The 20,882-nt window shown below is 32.4% G+C and carries 10 protein-coding genes; all 10 read right to left on the bottom strand.

The features are described from left to right. Nucleotides 1-193: 193 nt before the first annotated feature. Nucleotides 194-3,502 (bottom strand): T9SS type A sorting domain-containing protein, encoded by a 3,309-nt coding sequence (locus tag JOP69_RS01925; RefSeq protein ID WP_203393122.1) that lies wholly within the window; start codon nucleotides 3,500-3,502, stop codon nucleotides 194-196. Nucleotides 3,503-3,542: 40 nt separating this feature from the next. Beyond that, nucleotides 3,543-5,861, bottom strand: coding sequence for a glycoside hydrolase family 3 protein (locus tag JOP69_RS01920; RefSeq protein ID WP_203393123.1), 2,319 nt, complete (start codon nucleotides 5,859-5,861; stop codon nucleotides 3,543-3,545). 64 nt (nucleotides 5,862-5,925) lie between these two features. Continuing rightward, a complete protein-coding gene (locus JOP69_RS01915; protein ID WP_203393124.1) occupies nucleotides 5,926-8,496 on the bottom strand; it encodes a hypothetical protein in 2,571 nt (856 codons plus the stop codon). 147 nt (nucleotides 8,497-8,643) lie between these two features. Beyond that, nucleotides 8,644-10,113, bottom strand: a complete 1,470-nt coding sequence (locus JOP69_RS01910; protein ID WP_203393125.1) for a sulfatase-like hydrolase/transferase — start codon at nucleotides 10,111-10,113, stop codon at nucleotides 8,644-8,646. A 261-nt stretch (nucleotides 10,114-10,374) separates the two neighbouring features. Beyond that, a complete protein-coding gene (locus JOP69_RS01905) occupies nucleotides 10,375-11,919 on the bottom strand; it encodes a sulfatase-like hydrolase/transferase (RefSeq protein ID WP_203393126.1) in 1,545 nt (514 codons plus the stop codon). A 211-nt stretch (nucleotides 11,920-12,130) separates the two neighbouring features. Then, nucleotides 12,131-14,209: a LamG domain-containing protein gene (locus JOP69_RS01900; RefSeq protein ID WP_203393127.1), complete on the bottom strand. Its 2,079-nt coding sequence runs from the start codon at nucleotides 14,207-14,209 to the stop codon at nucleotides 12,131-12,133. A gap of 149 nt (nucleotides 14,210-14,358) precedes the next feature. Next, nucleotides 14,359-15,780, bottom strand: a complete 1,422-nt coding sequence (locus JOP69_RS01895; protein WP_203393128.1) for a glycoside hydrolase family 28 protein — start codon at nucleotides 15,778-15,780, stop codon at nucleotides 14,359-14,361. 2 nt (nucleotides 15,781-15,782) lie between these two features. After that, nucleotides 15,783-17,633, bottom strand: a complete 1,851-nt coding sequence (locus JOP69_RS01890) for a sulfatase (RefSeq protein ID WP_203393129.1) — start codon at nucleotides 17,631-17,633, stop codon at nucleotides 15,783-15,785. Between the two features lie 69 nt (nucleotides 17,634-17,702). Continuing rightward, entirely contained in the window at nucleotides 17,703-19,268 is a 1,566-nt protein-coding gene (locus JOP69_RS01885; protein ID WP_203393130.1) for an alpha-L-fucosidase, read from the bottom strand. 29 nt (nucleotides 19,269-19,297) lie between these two features. Continuing rightward, a complete protein-coding gene (locus tag JOP69_RS01880) occupies nucleotides 19,298-20,866 on the bottom strand; it encodes a sulfatase (RefSeq protein WP_203393131.1) in 1,569 nt (522 codons plus the stop codon). Nucleotides 20,867-20,882 lie beyond the last annotated feature (16 nt).

Genomic DNA, 20,882 nt, shown 5'->3' with positions numbered 1-20,882 from the left:
TCCATAGAAATAGATAGAAAAGGTAAACTGTATATTTTCAGAATAAATTATTCTAATTTAAACACTGTTACGTGTTCATTCATTGCAAACACAAGCATCATCAAAGAAAAACTATATGTAGAATATCCCTTTTTCCCAACCTGCCAATTCTGAAGAAAGGTTTGTTTTAACAAATCATTACAACACAGATAAATCACTCTTTTATAAACTTACCAACCCTTACTTTCTGACTAGAAAAATCAAATATTTTATACACATATAATCCACTTGTTAATGTAGAAATATCAAACTGTCTAAGTTCTGTATCTTTACGATTGAACACACGATTTCCTCCAAATGAATAAATTTCCAAACTTATTTTTCCATCAACACCAGCTATTGTAAAAGTATCTTTAACCGGATTTGGATACACATTTATCGCTTCTGCTATATGAACTTTCTTAATACTTAAAGGTGGCTGTGTTTCATTCGGGTCAACAGCAACTGACCAACCACTACCGCGTGTTGATATATAGTATTTCCCTGGAGTGTAATTGTCAATCGCAATATCATTAACCCTATCTGACTGTCCACTTCCTTTATTAACTTTTATCCAACTTGAGCCTCCGTTTTTAGACAAGTAAATACCAGAATTTAATGTGCTTATAGTATTGTTTGCTAAAGTAGATAGTAAAATCACATCCGGATTCCAATGCGCCGTTTCAATACGATTAACCCACGGAAAATCAAAAACCATCTCCCAAGTCAACATACCATCATTACTAACCCACAAACCTCCTTCAGTTGCATTTCTATGACCAGAAGTAATATAAACTTTCCCATCGTTAGAAAAATGAATATCATTGATACCATATGTTCCAGCTATAGTTGAAGCAGAAGTAACCTCAACCCAATTTACCCCTCCATCTATAGATTTATACAACCCTCCATTTGTTTTTTGAACTGTTGCATATAAGGTTTGTGTATCATTTGGATCAAAAGCAATCATCGTAACATCTAAAGATGCTGGCAAACCGTTATTGGTTTCTGCCCAAGTCAAGCCTCCATCTGTAGATTTATGAACACCAAAACCCGTAACTGTATTTCCTGTAAATTCTAAATCTTTAGTTAATCTAGGCACATTAAAATACATATTATCAGGATTCTCCTTATCTATCATTAAATTCAGTTGATGAACAGCCTGATCTCCATTACTTGCCTTTTCCCAAGGTTCAATAGCTACTGCATATGATTCCCAAGAAACTCCATTGTCTATAGATTTAAACAACTCTCCTCTTCCGTGTTGTCTAGAAAACATGGAATAATGAATATTCGTATCTGTTGGATGAATCGCATAACAACTCACAGATTGCTCCTTGCCAGGCACTACGTAAATAGGTTTTGCTGCTTGTGCTCCTTCTCGAATAGCATCTCCCCCCTCTTGAGTAATCCATAAACCATTTTCTCCTGCAGAACAAAAAACTTTATTAGGAACTCCCAAATGCTGATAAAGACCATGACCAGGTACATTACTGTTTCCAGCTCCAACAAATACACCTGTATCTGTTCCTACTTCTTGATCATCAATATCTACCCAAGTATCTCCTCCGTCATAAGACATTAAAGATATTTTAGCTAATTGTGTATGTAAAACAGAACCATCCGCATTGAATCGAACAAAATTACAACCCTTAGGATCATAAGTTGCTCGTTCTATCCAATCCTTTAAATATTGTAACGTAACATTAACACCTAATGGAGTCCCTCTATTTTGCCAATATGATATGTGGTCCCCAGTACTCCAATTAGAACCAATTCTAAAGGTGACATACCAAGTATTTCCTCCGTCTTTACTTCTAAATAAAGAACCTGGCTTCATGTTAATTTCCGAAGCATTAGAATATTCATTTGCTAAATAAATATTATTGACATCATTAGGATCCACTTCTATTTGATTAAATCGGTTTAAAATATTTGAAGGAATAACAGGATAAGTTACATTGGCTTGCTCTTCTGTAATCCCAAAAAAGTGTGCTATATTTCTGTAATATTGTTTACTAACCTGAAAATCGCTACATAAAACATTCATGTCGACAGATAAATTTCCGTTAATATTTGTCCATGTTTCTCCATTATCAACACTTTTAAAAACACCACCAGATAAATTTTTAACAGAGTTACCATCGGCTTGCCATTCTACATTTACCAAAAGAAATAGTGTAACAGCTTCGGTATCTTTATCATGATGCATTACTAATGAACGCATCACATCATGATCTAGTCCATTTGATTTCTGAATCCAAGTTTCACCGCTATCTATACTTTTGTAAAATCCATAATTAGTGCTTACATAAATAATATTAGTAGAAATAGGATCTACAATAATGGACTCAACCTCAGCATTTGCATGCAATCCGTTATTTTTTAATACCCATGTTTCTCCTTTATCTATACTTTTCCAAATTTTAGCCTGACTGTTTGCATCAATATAAGTACCGTGTGGCTCCGCCTGAGAAAAACTCAACTGACCCATATTACGCATTTGACCTGCACCAACATACCAAATATTATCATCCTTAGGGTCTACTTTTACACAAGCCAAATAAGCTTCATCAAACACAGATTGACTTGCCAATTGCCTTTGCCAAGTTTTTCCTTTATCAAAGGTTTGGAAAATTCCTTTATTTCGCTCTCCCGTACAAAAACCATAATCAGGTGACTGGTGTGAAAAATCAACCGACATTGTATCTTCTGGTCCTCTTAATCCCGTTTTATAACCTGCTTCATCTTCATTTAAAATCGTTTGATACGTCAAACCTTTATCTGTACTGCGATAAGAATTGCCCATATTAGGTCCAATAAATAAGGTATTCGGATCTGTAGGATGCCAATGAGCCGACTTATTATTTCCACTCATCCCCGGCCCAAATTGTTGCCAAACAATACTTTCATCTGAAGCAACATTTTTTGTTTTTAAATCTTCATAAAACCCAGAGGAATCGACTACTTTTTCTATTAAAAAATCATCAAAATAGACTTCTCCCAATCCACTAGTGGAAGGACGAATAGAAAACAAAACAAAGCCGTCTGAAGCATTTTCCTCTACAATTAATTCTATACTATGTTTTTTCCAAACAGTACTTGACAATGAAATAGTAGACTGAGACAATCGACTTCCATCATTTTTTAAAGCTTTAAAAATTACAGAGGTTATTTCTCCTGGAGTCACCGACTTATAATAAAACGAGATTTGATATTTCTCACCGTTCTCCCAATTAATCGTCTTTGTTGTATTTAAATTTCCTTTTTGAGAAAGATTATCAAAAACCATCTGAAATCCATAATCCTCATTATTCTTAGCCACAGAATTACGCTCAAAAGTAGGTAAACCTCCAGAATTTAGTGCATCCCATTCATTGGCTACTTCAACTTCAAAACCACTACTAAAAAGCACTTCATTTTGAGCATTACCCAAAAACGAAACCACACAAAGCAGTATACTATTTATAAAAAACTTAACCATTATAATTAATTTAAATATTTATATACAAATAATCACAACACTAAAAATCACTTTTAGTATATATCTTTAATTCGCTTGGACACTCCAATACATTACTCACTTTTTTCTTGTACTTCTTACGAACTCTGAAATCAATTTTTTGATTACATTTTTCAATATTCTCAGAGAAATAAGCTGTGTAAACTCCTTTGTCTGTAATCCAAGAAGATGATTTTTCATTAAAAGAGGCTAAATCCTCAGCATCAAAACTCATTGTTACTATTTCTTTTGCGCCAGGCTCTAATATCTTTGTTTTTCCAAATGCTTTCAATTCCTTATTCGGTTTTTCTATATCACCAGCTGCTGCTTTTATATAAAGTTGAACAATTTCTTTACCTGCTACATTCCCCGTATTTGTAATTTCTATTTTGGCTTCCCAAGTATCTCCTACTTTTTTAATACTTGGATTTCCATATTCAAATGTTGTATACGACAAACCAAAACCAAAAGGATAAGACACCATTTTATTTGCAGTATTAAAATATCGATATCCTACCCAAATGTCTTCTTCATAATTTGTGTATTGATAATTTTTAATTTTCTTATTATTTCTTTCTACCTTCTTCTTTGAAGTAGTAACTGGTTCAGAAGTACCACCAGCTTCTATAATAACTGGAGCCACATAGTACTCGGGATCGATAATCGGAAAATTTTTGGATGAAAGATGATCTGAATAATCATTTGCCAAGGTCATTGGCAATTTACCCGAGGGATTAGATTTCCCAGATAAAACATCAGTAATAGCATAACCCACTTCTTGCCCTGGCGTAAAAGCCATTATTATACCATCTGCTAAATGTTTCCAATTTGCTGTTTCTACGGCTCCTGTAACATTCAATACAACAATTACTTTTTTCCCTTTTGAACGACATACTTTTGACGTAAAACTAATCAGCCTAAGTTCTTCTTCATTTAATTTATAAAGGGCCAAACCTCTATCTGTCGCTTCTATTGACGTTCTAGAAATTGTTATGACTACCGCATCACTTTTCTTTAATTCTTTTTTTAGTTTACTATCTGAAATCTGTAATTCTCTTGGCGGCTCTATTTTTCCACTACCATTTTTTGTCGCTCCTCCACTACGCTTCGGTCTTCTTTCATTTTCTACAACAAAATGTTCTTTATATAAGTTATCTAATGTTTTATTCAAAACATAGCCTTCACTTTCCAAAGCCTCATCTAACTCAACAACATGTTTTGCAAATACAAAACCAGAACCATTTCCACCTCCAACTAATTCGTAACTAGAAGCTCCTAACAATGCTATTTTATGAATCTTCTTAGAAAAAGGCAAAGCCTTATTTTCGTTTTTTAAAAGCACCATACATTCTCCTGAAATATCACGTATAAATTGAGCATGCTTTGAAATATCTAAATCTCCAGAAGATTTTATTTTTTTATATGCTGGTGTTTTCATTTTAAACTCTAACAATTTTCTAACGTTATAGTCTAAATCTTCCATAGACAACTCACCACTATTCACAACTTCAATAAGTTCAGCTCTTTGATCTTTATACCCTGGCATCAATAAATTACATCCTGCTTGCATTTGTAAAACAGTATTCCTTTTTTTAGTCCAATCGCTTACAACCAAACCTTCATAACCCCAATCTTTTCTCAACACATCAATTAACAACGCTTTACTTTCTTGAGTTAATTCGCCATTTAAAGCATTATAAGAAGCCATAACGGTCATTGGATTCGATTCGTCAATCGCAATTTTAAATCCTTTTAGATAAATTTCTCTTAGAGCTCTTTGACTCATTCTAGAGTCATTTTTTGTTCTAAAAGTCTCTTGATTATTTGCTGCAAAATGCTTGATAGAAGTTCCAATACCAACCGTTTCAATACCTCTTACTGATGCTCCTGCCAATTTTCCACTCAATAAAGGATCTTCAGAGTAGTATTCAAAATTCCTTCCACATAATGGATTTCTATGAATATTTAAACCTGGTGCCAATAATACATCACGATCATTTAAAACAAAAGCTTCTTTCCCCATAGCAGCACCAACTTGCTCTGCCAACTCTAGATTCCAAGAACATGCTATATTGGTTCCAGATGGAAACCAAGAAGTATAAAACTCTCTTACTCCCTTGCGGTTTGGCTTTGACTTTACACCTGCCGGTCCATCACAAACTTTAGTCTTAGGAATTCCAAAACGAGGAATTCCTCTATTTCCAACAACAAGATCTGCTTTTTCCTCTACAGTCATTTCTTTTATAACTTGCTCAATCGTTGTTTTCGTTAACTGAATTGATTGCGAGCTTAAAACCTGTGATACAAGCGCTAATACAATAAATATTCTAGCTATTCTCATGTAAATTATTTTAGAATTCTTCATACCCCCTTCATTCCTAAAAACAATAAGGGTTCTGTAAACGCTATTTCTTTTTTGCTACTTCTTTTGGATCTACAGCTTTATAATATCCTGCTCCGTACGTAGAACAATAATAAACACCTCTTTTAGTATAATCTATCTCCAAATCATTCAATCTATCTGATTGAATATTTCCCATATTTATTTTTGTCCACGTAACCCCTTTATTTAAAGACCTATAAACTCCTGGATTTAAAATACCACTTGCTTTACGTGAAGGAATAGAAACTAACAAAACACTCGAATCATACTCTGCTACTCTTATGTTATTTGTAAAACGGTATGGAAAAACTTGTTTCCATTTGTTTGCTTTATCTGACGACCAAACTCCACCTTCATTCGTTTTACCTTTCCATGTTCCTCCAGAAACATACATCGTTTTATCGGGAGAAAAGTAAAAATCATTTACACTATACATTCCTTTAGGAGAATCAGCCTTTTCCCAAGTATCACTTCCATCTTTCAACATAAAAAGACCTCCTTTGTTTTGTTTTGTTCCATTTACTGCAACATAAACAACTCCTTTATTATTTGGATCTAATTCTAATTTTTGAACATTTCCTTTCAGAGGCAGTCCCTTATTTATAATTTCAAAGTTATTTCCACCATCTAAAGACCTATACACTCCAAATTCTTTAAATGTTCCAGCTGAATTCTTACCATCATCATTTATTCTGTCTTTAGCAATCACCAAATAAAAACGATTAGGATAGTCTGGATCAATTCTTAAGTGATTCATTTTAATGCTTATATGAACTGAATTCCCTAATTCTTTTGGATCAAATAGTGTTGCTTTAGGAACCCAATTTTTTCCATGATCAATAGACGTCATCATCTTCCCTGCATACGCTTCTCTATAGTGAAGGGTATATAAAATATTTGTATCCTTTGGATCGACAGCCATAGAACTTGTAGAACATTCTACGGCACTTTCCTCATTAGGAATCTTCATTTTATAAACAGCTAAAGCTCCGGGACGAACATTTTCTCCATCGTTCGTTGTTCTTAAAAGTGAATTCTCTCCTGAACATAAATAGAAAGAGTCTTTTATGCGTTTGTCTTGTACTATTTCTTCTCCAGGAAGGTTACTATTACCAGCACCAACCCAGTTATCTCCATCTTTAGTTGTTCTTTGTTCGTCATTTTCTTGCCATGTATCTCCGTTATCATTTGATACACAAACAACTTTTGCTACCTGATACATAATCGTAGTTCCATCGGCATTGAACTCTACACAAGCACCTGCTTTTCTATCATAGGCATCTCTTTTTTCCCATTCTTTTTGTGCAATCCAACTTACATTATGAGAAGTAGGATTATTTCTAGTTTCCCATTTTTTCTTATCAGCCCCTTCCCAGTTTTTACCGTTACGCAAAGTTACATTCCAGTTTTCTCCTCCATTATCAGATCTCCAAAGCATTCCTCCATAAAAAGTAAACTGTGATTTGTAATTATTAACTACTAAAATATGATTGACATTTTTTGGATTTACACGAATCATACTTACAGAGTGTAACATTTGCTCTGGCAACTCAGGATATTTTTTTCTAGCTTCTTTTTCTGATATTCCAAACCAAGGAGCTAATGCATATTTGTAGTATGATTTTTTAATAAGACTACTGCTTAACATATCCTTTTTTAGAGGCATGTTGTTATTCATTCTTTCCCAACTATCTCCTTCGTCTTTACTTTTAAATATACCTCCGTTGTATTTAATGCTCTTTCCATTTGGAATAAATTTGACCAAATCAACAGCAAACAAAGTAACTTTTTTAGTTTTTACATCGTAATGCATATCCATAGAGCGGATAATATTATTATCTAAACCAGAATCGGTAATTAGTTTCCATTTTTTTCCTCCGTTTTCACTTTTATAAAAGCCATAAGTTGTTCCAGCAAACACAACTTTAGAATTACCTGGGTGTACAAATATTTTGGTAATTTGATTTGCTGAGTTTATTCCTTTCGGAGAAATATCACACCAAGTAGTTCCTTTATCTGTACTCTTCCAAATTCTCGCATCATGCTTGTACTTCTTCATCGAAGCAACTCTCTTTTTTAACGATTTAGAACTTATTTTAGAAGAACTATATCCGTGAGGAGCTTCATGTGAGAAAAAGTAATTATTACTACTTCTTACATCTCCCGTTCCTGCATACCAAATAGTATCATCGTTAGGATCTACTTCAAAAGTATTGATATGATTATCTTTAAATTGCTTAGCCACTTTATCATTTCGTACCCAATCCTTACCTCTATTGTTAGTAAAATAAATAAAGTTTGCATCTTCCATTGCACAAATTCCAAAATCAGGATCTTGATGTGAAAACTCAGGAGAATATATTTCTACAGGTCCTCTACCTCGTGAACTATATCCTGGTCCATCAGCATCCATAATTCCCAGATACGTATTTCCTTTATCATAAGAAGCATATGAATTCCCCATATTAGGCCCTTGGAAAACTACATTTGGATCTGTTGGATGCCAGTAAATAAAATAGTTATTCCCTGATCCTCCCGGACCAAATTGTTTCCAAACCACAGATTTATCTGAATCATTTTTTTTAGTATCCATATCAGAAAAATTAACTTTTTCCTGCGAAATTAAAGTCCCCATCGAAAGACTACATAATAGTAATAGTAAATATTTTGTTCTCATAATTGTTTCTTTCTGCATCATTATCTTAAATATTCTGTGTGTTTTTTTTAAATAACCCAATTATTAATTCCCTTCAATAATAGGAATTCCTAACACATCAGGAGAAGGAATATCAATCGGTCTCGCTCCAGGATTAAGAGCTGGTGGCATTTCATTTCTAAAACCTATATATGCATTATATAATTCTTTAAGTTTTAAAGGTTCTTTCTTTACCAAATTTGTTGTTTCTCCAATATCATTTTTCAAATTGAATAGATATGGCTTGTTATCTTCTAACATGAGTTTCCAATCTCCTATTCGCACTGCGCCCATTCTATTGGCATACCAGAACAAGGCTTTATGCGGGTCTTCCTGATAATCACCTCTTAACCAAGGCAACAAATTAACGCCGTCAATAATAGTTTCATTGGGGATTTTAACATCTGCTGCTGCACATAAAGTTGGGTAAATATCTAAAGTACTTACTGATTTTTCAAATACTTCATTTTGTGGCAATTGTGAAGGCCAACTAATAATATAAGGAACTCTAATTCCTGCCTCTCTAAAAATACCTTTATAGCCAGACAATCCTGCTCGTTGCCCCATTAAATGGTATGGCGAATCTTTTGGCCACCAATCTTTAAGAGAAAGGTGTACTACATTTGCAGGACCGTTATCACTTAAAAAAACCACAATTGTGTTTTCTCTTAAATTTTCTTTCTCTAAATAATCTAATATTTTACCAACATTTTCATCAATAGAAATTGACATTGCGGCATACAACTTCATCATTTCAGATTTAATATGCTTCACCTTTGGTAAATGAGATTTTTTTGCATGAAAAGGAGAATGTACCGCATTAAAAGCTAAATAGAAAAAGAATGGTTTTTCTTTATTTTCATCCATAAACTCTATACACTGTCTACCAACACGATCGGTTAAATACTCATCACCTTCTCTTTCTGGACCCCACATTCTAGGAATCCATCCTTTTTTAGGTTTTGATTTTTTTCCATCCAAATCATCTACACCTGCATATTTACCTGTTGCATCTGGAAAATAATGTGCTCCTGTTGTAGTAATTGAATAATTATGGTCAAACTTAGTATTTGGATACCCTTGCATATGATATTTACCGGCCATTGCAGTAACATAACCTGCTGCAGAAAAGGCTTCGTTAATTTGCTTTTGAGAATCTGGAACTACTTGTGGACTTGATCCATCACCTAGCTTACGACTATCATGATTCCATTGAAACCCCAACCTTTGTTGATACATGCCCAATATTAAACCATGACGACTTGGACCACAAACTGGCGCTGTTACATAACCATCGGTCATTCTAACTCCTGTTTTTACCAAACGATCTATATTTGGCGTATCCCATAATTTATTCCCGTAACTGGCTAAATCGCCGTAGCCCATATCATCTACATTGATGATAATTACATTTGGCTTTTGTACAAATCCTTTTTTCCTTTTTTGAGCAAAATTTATTTGAATCCCAAATAAGAAAACAAATACTAACGAACTTACTTGTATATTTTTTTTCATGATAATAGATAATTAGAACTAATAAAAATGACCTCTGATTGTTCTTCTTTTTCAATCTGAAGTACAATTTAATCATTTTACTAAAACGATTATTTTTTATTCAGAAAAAATGTTTCGGAAACGATACCAATGCATCAATTTCTTTCGGAAACGTTTCCGCCGAAGTTATTTTTTTTTCAAAAGAACAACTACGGCGGAAGCAGCAAAAACTAATTAAAAAATCTGTTACCTGACAATTTTGACAAGTACATTATACTATCTTTAATCTGTATAATAATCCCAAAAATCAACGGGATACTCATTACGCTCTTTGTAATCATTTAACTCAATTGATTTTTCTCGCATTTCTTTTCTCATGTTATCCAAAGTTTCTTTATACTCAGGTAAAAAAGCCAAGTTTGTAGTTTCCCAAGGATCTTTTTTAAAATTAAAAAGTAGCGTAGTTCTAGATCCTGATATAAATTCTACCTTAGAATGTTTATCTATATCTGGTGCTCTTACAAATTCAATTAATTTATACTCGCCTTTTCTATACGCTCTTTGATGTTGTCTATATGCATGATACGTATAATCTCTTACTTGTTTTTTATCGCCATTAATTACAGGTAACAAACTTTTACCGGTTACAGATTCAGGAATTTTTACATTCGCAACATCACAAATAGTTGGGTAAATATCATGGATATAACTAAATGCATCTATTCTTCTTCCTTCTCCTTTAATTTTTCCTGAAATAATAAAAGGAACATGAATTCCATCTTCATCATACACATTTTGTTTCCCCATTAATCCATGGTTACCAACGGCCAATCCGCTATCTCCAGACAATACAATAATTGTATTTTCATATTGACCCGATTTTTTTAAAGATGTAATTACACGTCCTATTTGAGCATCTAAATGCGTAATAATTGCATAATAATCAGACAATTCTTTACGAGCAATTGCAGGTGTTCTTGGCCATGCAGCTAACGATTCATCTCTGGTAGTCATGTGTCCGTTATCAAACGGATGTTGTTCCATATAAGATGGAGTCAATTTCATCTTTTCCTCAGGATACATGTCCTTATATTTTTTAGGTGCCTGACGAGGATCATGTGGCGCATGAAAAGCCAAATACATAAAAAATGGTTTTTCTTTTTTATTTTTTTCTATGTAATCAATCGCATTGTTTGCATAAATTTCAGAAGTATGTGGTCCATCTTTTTCAGTATTAATAGGACCTTTAATTTCTCCTTTTTTAACACCTCTTTTTACAATATTTCCTTTTTTATCATAGATATAAATTACAGCATTGTCTTTGGTATATTTTCCATCTGCACGCCAATCCCACAAGGGCATACGGTAATGGTCGGTTAAATAAATACCCCTACTCATAATGGTAGCACCACTGTTAAACATTCTCCCTAAAGACTTATTGTCTTGATGCCATTTACCAATTACATGTGAATTGTAACCTGCATTTAAAAAAGCTTCACCAATAGCTACTTGTTCCGTTGGAATTACACGCCCAATACCTTTTAAATCAAACAATCTTCTACCCGTAAGTAGTTGAGCTCTACTTGGCATGCAAGTACCACCATTGTACGACCCCATTAAATACGTATTTGTAAAAATAAGACCCTCATTAGCCAATTTATCTATATTGGGCGTTTTTACATCTTGCCCTACTAAAGCATGGACTCCTGTATATCTATGATCATCTGTATAAATTAATAATACATTTGGTTTACTTTGTTTTTTCTTTTGAGCTTGTATTTGTAGTGTAACAAATAAAATGCACAAAATAATTTTTATTGATTTCATATTTTACTTTTTCTGCCTTTGGCGTTTAATTATTTACTTTTTAACATCTAAAAAACATAAGCAAATAAAATTGTTTACAACCAACTTTTATTCAACTTACAATTCCTTTAACTTAAAGATGCTACAAATAAAACACTAGAGTGATTAAAAAAAAGGTAAAAAAACCGGGTAAAAAAAGGGGTAAAATGAATTAATTTACTTCTAAACCCTATTATATTTTACAATCTTCAAAAGAAATAGAAAATTCTTCATTTAAAGTTTCTTTGTAATACTTTACAAAAGATTTATAGTGACTTAACGCCAATTGTTTTTCGTTTAATTTTTGTAATGCAGTAATTCTATATTTTAAAGCCGATTCAGACAAAGGGTCTATGCTTAACCAAAGCCTTGCCGATTTTCTTAATCCCCACCAATTTTTATGTTCTACATCATAGAGACATTGCAGTTTTAATTTCTCTAAATTCTGCTCGTTAAATTGCAATATAAGATTATCAAAATTTTTAGTTTTTAAAATCTTATTCAGTTGTAAATTTTTAAAAGGATATTCTAAAACCGTATGTATTGCAGCTGTATTATAAAAAACACTATCAATAAATAACGCATCAGAAATTTCAAAAACCCATTTTCTGTCTTTATAATTTAATAAAATTCCATCGAAAGATTTTAATAATTTTCTTAAACGATGCATGTTCGTCCCTCTATTATTTTTTTGTTGTGAAATTGTATCTGTTTCCCATAAAATATCAGACAAATCCGTTGAATTAATATTTCTTTCTAAAAATCTAGGAAACAACAAAATCAAGCTAAACAATCTAACTAAAGTTGGCGTAAATTCTTGTGAAATATCCTTTCCGTTTTTATCTAAAGCCTTAAAATTATCAAATAAGAATATTGCATTCTTCTCAGGAAATTCTTTTGAAATTACTTTACCTATAATTTCAATTTTTTCTTTCTTCTTTTTTCTAAGAACAAACCAAACCAGTAATAATACTATCAGCACAATTAAAATAGGAAACACCATATAAACACCACTACTTTTTTGAGATTTATAAAGTAATTTATCTACCTCTAATTTATCTTCATATACCGATTTAATTTCCTCTTTAGAAAGCACTTTACTCCAAATAGCAAATTGACTCATTTGTCCTTCAAATGCATTGCCCCAAAGACTATTACCAATAACTAAATCGGAATCTTCCCCTGTATTATCACCAATTTTTTTACGATCTACAAGAACTCCATTAATATAATAATTAATTTGATGATTGTAATTAACCGTTATCGCCAAATGAAACCATTTGTTGAGTTTTAGTTTAGGATGTTTGCTAATAACTTTAAACATATTAGGAACCGTAAACCACAAACTATTTACTTTAGACATGTATCTAAAAGAAAAATCTTGATTACCAGCAATTCCCATAATTTCTTTTCTATTGATGGGATTTACCCATGCAGCTATGGTAATTTGATTGCCAAACTTTAAATTTTTGAATTTTAAAGCTGAAAATTCTGAACTAAAATTTGCTACTAGTCCTCTAACAGAATCTTTTATAAAATTGACTTCTATATTTTCTTCTAAAATATTAGATTTAGAAGAATGATCTTTAAAATCGCCTTTAAATGGTAAGTATATTTGAAGTTTATGATAAAGATTAGACTGAAGTAAAGTGGCTCTATAATCTTCTTTAAAATCTGATTTAGAAAGCACTCGGTTCCATATTTTTAATCGATCAATGCTTCCTTCTGGTTTTGCTCCATAGCGATCATTACCCAAAAATAAATTGCTTTTTTCACCTTTCCACCAATCGGGAGAAATACGATCGTTTAACACGGGGTCTCCGTTGTAATATATGGTTAAATTACCTTTTTTTGATAACGTAAAACCAAGGTGCTGCCAAACATCATTACTCAATACCCCAACAGTATTGATATTCTTTTTTAAATAATGGTTGAACTGAATTTGACGATTGGATAAATATCTAAAATAAAAAACGTTATTTTCTGCTATAAGTGTTCCGGAGTGCATTTCTAGTTGTTTTGGCAAGAACCAAAAACTAACAGATATATCAGATTCACTTTTATTCTTTATTGAAAACGTATTTTCAATATTATTATCAAAATCTACTACTTGACCTCTTACAGGGTCGCTTTCATTTAGCTTTAAATTAGACTCAACTTGCTGACATAAAGAATGCAAATCACCAGAAAAAAAAGGCAATGTAGATGACGATTGCCCAAATAATTTTAAGGGTGCTATTATTATAAAAAATAAAACGACTACAAACCTCATTTACAATTAAAAATTCTATTATTTTTTTGATAAAAATAACATTTTTTAAGCAAATTAATAAGTCTTTTCTAACCTACTTAAAATAAAAATGCTGATACTCCTTAAAAAGAAGTACCAGCATTTTATTAATTTTTTAACGCAGAGCGTCTTTACTCATTTACATGTATTTTAATTACTTCTTTTCTTGCATCTTCTCCACGAACCGTAAACGAAATATCTTTTGTTTCTAAGTTTTCTATATGTCTTGCAAACAAACCGTACGCAGGAGTAGCACCTAATTTTGTAAATTCTGGGTATTCCTCTTCATTTTCTGGAACTACTCTTTTAGCGTCTTCTATAGTACCGCCACCTGGCAAGTCTACTTTTACATTTTCTATAGAAATTTTCCCTAATTTATGATTTGGTGTTCCTGAGAAATAAAATCCTGTAGCAGGATTTAATCGTAATTTATCATTGTCCGTTACTTTGGCAGTAATATTTCTAATAACAACATTATTAATTGACCCTACTGGTTTTCTTGGAGCATTTCTATACACCAATCTGCGTTCACACAAGCGAATAAAAATAGGCATCTCAACATTTTCCATTTTAATATTTTCAATTAAAATATTCTCAACGTTTGCTCCATCTGCACTTAATATTTTGATTCCTCCTCCTCTGGTATCATGAACAAAACAGTCTCTTACCGTAATATTCTTCATATCTCCCATCGATTCTGTTCCAAACTTTATGGCACCCCAGTAACTTTTAATTTTACAATCATAAACCTCTATATCTGTTGTTGGTTCTGGTGAGGTAGATTTAAAACAAATAGCATCATCTCCAGAATCAATCGTACAGTTTTTAATAACTCCATGCGTACTTGAGTCGATATCAATTGCATCATTGTTTCTATTTGCATGACTGTGAATATCTATTCCATCAACTACAAAATTATCACATTGCAAAAGGTGCAAAGTCCAAGCTGCAGGTTGACGTAAATGAATGTCTTTTAATTTTACGTTTTTAGAACGCACCATTCTTACTAAGAAAGGTCTGTTTGAAACACGAATTTTTTTACTTACATAGTTATTTACTTTTGAAACTAACCCCGTTAAGTCAGGTTCTACCAATGTAATCCCCAATTTCTTTACCGTCTTTTTAATGTTATTAGGAGTAAACATTTCTCCTTGCCCATTAATGGTTCCTTTACCAGTAATAGAAACATTTTCTTCATCTATAGCACCAATAAAACACTGTCCTCTATATTGTCCCGTTGCATCAATAAATGGTTCCACTGCCGGAAAATCATTCGGATTCACACTAGCCATAAGCACCGTGTTTTCTGTAATATTTAAGTTCACATTACTTTTTAAAATTATGGTTCCAGAAACAAATACACCACCATCAATAGTAACAATTCCTCCGCCTTCTTTGGCACAAGCATCTATGGCAGACTGAATTGCTTTTGTATTTATGGTTGTATTGTCATCTTTTGCACCAAATTCTTTCACGTTCCAAACGGTCTGTTTTTGACAAGAAAAAAATAGTATTGTAATAAAAATGGTGCTAAATAATTTTAATTTTTTCATAATTATTTGTTTAAATATTCTAATCTTCTTAAAACTTGTGGTTCCTCTAAAACTTTTGATTTTAGCTTAGATTGATCAATATTAAATGAGTAATTCGCTTTGCAATCTTCCATTAAAACAATAGAATTTAAAATTAACAATGCTTCTGCTCCATCATTAGAAGCGTACAAAGATTGTGTCATTACTTCAGTTGGGTTTTCGGCTTTTATCAAACCTAAAAACTCAGCAGCACGAACTCTATTGATTAGCTCTACATCTTTTTTAGAAATATCTTTTGCAATTGAAGTAAATCCTTTCGCTTCATCTCCAAAAGCACTGCAAGAAATTACACTCCAATATCTTACCCAAGGATCTTTAGACTGTAACCCTTTCTGAAGTTTTGATTTTGCTTTATCAAAAGTTAACAACATTAAATTAGCCGTTTCTATATATTTTTTAATATCCTTTTTATGTTTCTGTCCAAATGCAACCGGATTCTTAAATGCATTGTTTATCAAATAAAATTCTGGATAAAAAGACAAATCTGGCATGCCACAAACACGTTTGTTTAAGTTCTTTCTTAAACTTTTTAATACAGATTGATATGCTGGTTTTGTCGCTAAATTATTCAATTCATAAGGATCAATTTCTACATTATACAACTCTTCTGGTTGTTTTGGTTCAAAGAATTTAGATTGGTCTTTATTCAATTTCCCTTCTTTGTATAATGTTTTCCACTGCTGATATCCTAATTGTTTATAGCGATAATTATTCATTAAACCATCAAAATTAAACGGCTCGTAATTTCTTGCATACTTGTATTTTCCTTTTCTAACAGCTCTAACCATATCGTATTTTTCATCCATACGATTTGTGTAACTGAAAGTTTCATCTCTTTTATCTAAATCTCTTTTTGAAACTCCCTTTCCTAAAAATGGTTTTCCATCTATTCCTTTTGGCGTTTTAATTCCTGCTAAGTTTAAAACCGTAGCACCAAAATCAACAAAACTTACAAAACCATCATTTCTAGTACCTGCCTTTACAGAAACCAAATCTTTATATTTAGATGGAATATGAACCACTAAAGGTACATGTAAGCCCATTTCATTAATATATCCTTTACTTCCTGGTAAAACACCTCCGTGATCTCCGTAGTAAAAAATAAAAGTATCTTCGAACAAACCATCTTTTTTTAAGTTGTCAATAACCTCGCCAACCTGAGCATCCATTTGTTGTATTCTATCATGATAACGCGCAACAGAATATCTAAATAAAGCTGTCTGCGGATGATTGGGTTGCACAAACACTTTTGATTGATCTGTTTTTGTACCAGCTTTTACATCTTCTTCTGTAAAATGCATCTGTCCTTCATGCGTAGTACCAATATTGTAGACATGATAAAAAGGTTGATTGGGTTTTCTATCTCTCCAAGTTGCTTTTTTAGATGAATCATCCCAAACATTAGCGCCTGTAATAATGTTATAATCTTCTTTTGCATTATTTGTAGTGTAATAACCAGCTTTTTTTAAATAGGCCGGAAACATTTCTACACCGTTTGGCATCGGTACTTTTACCATCTTTCTATGGTAATGAGTTCCTAACCTTGGTCCGTAAGAAGACGCAATTAATGTAGACCTTGCAGCACTACAAACAGGCGTATTTGAAAAAGCGTGATTAAAAACAACTCCAGTTTCCGCTAGTTTTTCAATATTAGGAGTTGCTGCTCCTGTTTTATCATATAATTTTAAATAATGCTTAGAATTATCTTCAGAAACAATCCATACAATATTTGGTCTTTCAATTTTCTGTGCATTTATCTTTACACTATAAGAAAACTGCAGTAAAGCGATTAAAATTAGAAACTTAAATTTCATTTAAAAGTATTTTTTTTAATTAATTTATACAAAAAAAAGACTTACTTTTTAAGTAAGTCTTTTTTTTATTTAGTCTACATGAGCGTCTACCGCTCCACCAATTTGATTTTCTTTATAGCCTTCTAATGTTATTTTATATACATGTGCATATTTAGTAGGAAGATTATTTGGAGCTTCAATAACCACACCTCTTTCATCTCGTACCCATTCAACTTTTTCATTGCTACCTAATAATTCAATTTTTTCAATTTTAGAATTTAAAGCACCAAGATCTGTACTTAAAGCTTTTAATACCGTAACTACTTTAGGAGCATCCATTACAGTTGCGTATAAAAGTTTGTCTCCTTTTTTTACATAACGGATATCTGTATTCTTATAAACAATTTTTATTTTTTCTACTTTATGTCCTCCTTCTGGCAAACGAGTTGGACCTTCACCAAAAACAGTCCAAGGACGTGTACCATAAATAGATTCTCCGTTTACATCTAACCAAGCTCCCATTTCTTCTAATAAATAAGCCATTTCTTTAGGAATAGATCCATCTGGGTTTGGAGGAACATTTAATAACATGCATCCATTTTTAGCAACAATATCAATTAAAATATCTACTAATTCGTTTGGTGTTTTGTATTTAGCACCTGGTCTAAAAAACCATTGTCCTGGAGAAGTATCTGTTAACCAAACATCTTTTGTAGGTTGGTTTGGACGCCCTCTTTCGTAATCTTTAATTGCTGTAGAAGCCGGAAAAGTAGATTCTTTATAAGCTACAGCTACATCTTTACCCCATTTTTGTCCTGCATTGTAATAATATGCTAAGAATTTTTGACGAGATTCTTCTGTCATATTTTCTAGCCACCAATCAAACCAAATTAAATCTGGTTGATATACATCTATATATTCTTTTAATTTTGCCCACCATTCTTTGTAAAAACGTTTGTCTGGAGTTTTAGAGTCTAATGAATGAGGACTTGTATATAAGTCATAATCTTTAGGATTGATGTTTCCATGTGCATGCGCTGGCGCATAATATTGCCAAGTAAATGCATGATGAAAAGAAGCCATAAACTTCATTCCGTTTGCTTCAATTTCTTTTTTTAATGCTGCAGATGGATCTATACCTCCATAATTCATAGAATTCCAACGCGTAGATTTAGCATCCCACATTGCAAAATTGTCATGATGCATAGCAACAGGCCCCGCAAACTTTGCTCCTGATAATTTAAATAATCTTGCCCATTCTTTAGCATCAAAACCAGTTGGTTTAAATTCTTCAATAATTTCTATATATCCTTTTTCTTTAGGATCTCCGTATTTCTTTTTATGAAGTAAATAATTAGACGATGGTTTTCCGTTTTTTGTAGGTACAATTTTACCATCCGTATACATTTTCATACCATGCCAACCTGCATAATGTTGTTTAGGGTCTGCACCTACAAAGGCGTTAGAAACTGGTCCCCAATGTGCATAAATTCCAAATTTTGCATCTTGAAACCATTCAGGTTCTTGATTCACCTTCTCTAATGATTTCCAATTTTCTTTAAATTTCTTCTTTTTCTGCGCTTGCATATTTGTAGGGACTAACACTTGCAGTGCTAAAGCCAAAAAAGCAAGTTTGTGGAACTTATTAATTTGCATAATTCTTATTATTAATTTAGTGTATATTTCTAATTTTTAAGATGAGCCTTCTTAGCTTTCTCTATTGCCTGTTGTTTTAAAACTTCTTCATAATTACCAGTTAAATATTGTTTCTTAGACACTGCATTAGCCTTTCTATCAAATAGCACTTTATATTTTGGGTAATCATTTGTTTTAATGGTGTTTTTAACAAGATGTTTGTATCGTTTATCATACAATTTTCTCATTTTTTTAAGTTGCTTGTTATATGTTGGATTGTTCGCCAAATTGGTCATCTCCAATCGATCTTTTCCAATATGAAACAGTTCTTCAGTTGGCAACATTCTATGATCTGAGTATTGCCAGTAAATGTATTTCCAATCTTTTGTAACCACCGTCATTTCTTGAATTTCATCATTACCCCACATGTTAGTAAGCGTAATAGATTTTCTTCTAAATTTCTTTGGTTTATCAATAAGCTTTTCCAAATTTTTACCATCCATATTTTTAGGAACAGAAACACCTGCTAAACTTAAAATGGTAGGTGCTAAATCTATATTAGCTGTTACCTCTTCTCTTTTAAGACCGCTTTCTTTTTTAGATTTTCTTGGGTCATAAATAATTAATGGCGATTTAGATGCTTCTTCATAAGGCAATACTTTCCCTGCTAAATTATGAGCTCCACAACTATAACCATTATCACTTGTAAATATAATTATGGTGTTTTCTGCAACGCCTAATTCTTCTAAAGATTTACGAATCATTCCCAAAGAATAATCTACACCGTGAATTAATTGATTGTATTTTGTAATAGCTGTTTGATACGACTCTTCTGAATCTCGCCAAAAATTATAGGCATTATATTGTCTGCCAGATTTTGCTTGCGCAGATAAGTGTGTAGCATTTTCAGCACCATAATTATCTGGTTTTTTATACTTTTTGTTCTTATAAACATAATCAAAATACTTATCTGGTGTAAAAGGTAAATGTGGTGCCTTAAAACTTATAGACATACAAAATGGTTTTCCAGATTTTTTAGCCGTTTTTATAAAATCATGAGCCCAAGCACCATAAGCTCTCGTACTATGAGGATATTTCTCTGCATATTTTGCAATATTAGGGTTTTTAGCTGTTTTGTAATTCGTTTGCCCTAAACCACCGCCCCAAACATCAAAAGCATCCGAAGGAATAACATCATACGTGTTTTCGTCCCAACTTTCACCATCCGAAACTGCAAAACCAAATTTACCAGCAAAACCTGTAAAATAACCCGCTTCTTTTAATAGTACAGGATATGATTTCTGAAATTTTTCTGATTTTAAAGGTCCATGCATAAAATTGCATCCCGTTTTATATTCATACATACCCGTCATAATAATTGCACGACTTGCCATACAAATAGAGGTAGTATTATAATGATTTTGAAAAAGGACTCCTTCACTTGCCAAAGTGTCCATATTTGGTGTTACCACATGCGTATTTCCATAACAACCAGTGGCAATGCTTGTTTGATCATCTGATAGTAAAAAAACAATATTTGGTCTTTTATTATTTTGACTAAAACCATTAGACAAATAACAAAAACAAATAGTTGTTATGAAAATTTTAATTAAACTCATTTATAAAAATTTTAAT

Source organism: Polaribacter sp. Q13, from assembly GCF_016858305.2.
Lineage (GTDB): Bacteria > Bacteroidota > Bacteroidia > Flavobacteriales > Flavobacteriaceae > Polaribacter.
The sequence above is the reverse complement of the archived record's forward strand: the minus strand, read 5'-3'. Positions and strand labels throughout refer to the sequence as shown.

What these genes read in the sequence shown, in the direction of transcription:
- JOP69_RS01925 (WP_203393122.1), bottom strand. Translation starts at nt 3,502, where the DNA reads ATGGTTAAGTTTTTTATAAATAGTATACTGCTTTGTGTGGTTTCGTTT.
- JOP69_RS01920 (WP_203393123.1), bottom strand. Translation starts at nt 5,861, where the DNA reads ATGAGAATAGCTAGAATATTTATTGTATTAGCGCTTGTATCACAGGTT.
- JOP69_RS01915 (WP_203393124.1), bottom strand. Translation starts at nt 8,496, where the DNA reads ATGGATACTAAAAAAAATGATTCAGATAAATCTGTGGTTTGGAAACAA.
- JOP69_RS01910 (WP_203393125.1), bottom strand. Translation starts at nt 10,113, where the DNA reads ATGAAAAAAAATATACAAGTAAGTTCGTTAGTATTTGTTTTCTTATTT.
- JOP69_RS01905 (WP_203393126.1), bottom strand. Translation starts at nt 11,919, where the DNA reads ATGAAATCAATAAAAATTATTTTGTGCATTTTATTTGTTACACTACAA.
- JOP69_RS01900 (WP_203393127.1), bottom strand. Translation starts at nt 14,209, where the DNA reads ATGAGGTTTGTAGTCGTTTTATTTTTTATAATAATAGCACCCTTAAAA.
- JOP69_RS01895 (WP_203393128.1), bottom strand. Translation starts at nt 15,780, where the DNA reads ATGAAAAAATTAAAATTATTTAGCACCATTTTTATTACAATACTATTT.
- JOP69_RS01890 (WP_203393129.1), bottom strand. Translation starts at nt 17,633, where the DNA reads ATGAAATTTAAGTTTCTAATTTTAATCGCTTTACTGCAGTTTTCTTAT.
- JOP69_RS01885 (WP_203393130.1), bottom strand. Translation starts at nt 19,268, where the DNA reads ATGCAAATTAATAAGTTCCACAAACTTGCTTTTTTGGCTTTAGCACTG.
- JOP69_RS01880 (WP_203393131.1), bottom strand. Translation starts at nt 20,866, where the DNA reads ATGAGTTTAATTAAAATTTTCATAACAACTATTTGTTTTTGTTATTTG.